This is a genomic window from Phyllobacterium sp. P5_D12 (genome assembly GCF_054049495.1).
The window spans coordinates 1-575 of sequence record NZ_JBFUMG010001168.1 but is presented as its reverse complement, the minus strand read 5'-3'; the positions used below and the strand labels follow the sequence as shown (position 1 = coordinate 575).

The window sequence follows — 575 nt, the reverse complement described above, 5'->3', positions numbered from 1 at the left end:
GCGTTACCGAAAGGGCGAAAGTATCGCTCGGAGTCTTGCTCAGCCCGACTTCACCTACTACCGTTATGTCGCCGTCAGGTATGTGGCGGCGACTTTCACGAGCCGCTCGAAAGAGCGCGTTCTCAAAGCAGGCTGCATACCCTCCAGCAAAAAGCTGCTCGGGATTGGTGGCGCCGCCCTTGCCACCCAGCGAAGCCGGCATAGCGAGCGCTAGATCGAGAATGCCGTCATCGCTTTTGATCATGCCATGACGTCCGCCAGAGGCCGTGAYTCTAGCCGTATAGATGGCTTCTATTTTCTACTCCATCGGGTTCGTTGGTTGCGGGTTGACTGGCAGCTTGACGTGGAACGCAGCGCCGCCCGAAGGATTGGCTCGCGCCGATATTTTTCCATCATGGGCTTCCACGATAGACCTGCAGATAGCGAGTCCCATTCCGATACCGTGCTGCTTTGTCGTATGGAAAGGCTTGAAAAATTGCTCGCCATCGCCAGCGAACCCGGGACCGTTGTCCAGGCAGTCAATTTCAACGGCGTCGTTGTGCAGACGGGCGCTTATCCGAACAAGTCGATCAGAC

At 56.8% G+C, this 575-nt stretch carries 1 protein-coding gene and 1 pseudogene; both read right to left on the bottom strand.

The genetic code is table 11. The features are described 5' to 3' along the window. Nucleotides 1-244 (bottom strand): annotated as a pseudogene (locus tag ACXJ5O_RS29320) (Ohr subfamily peroxiredoxin); the annotation flags it as partial. Nucleotides 245-298: 54 nt separating this feature from the next. Then, entirely contained in the window at nt 299-514 is a 216-nt protein-coding gene (locus ACXJ5O_RS29315) for an ATP-binding protein (RefSeq protein WP_457302965.1), read from the bottom strand. Between the last annotated feature and the right edge of the window lie 61 nt (nt 515-575).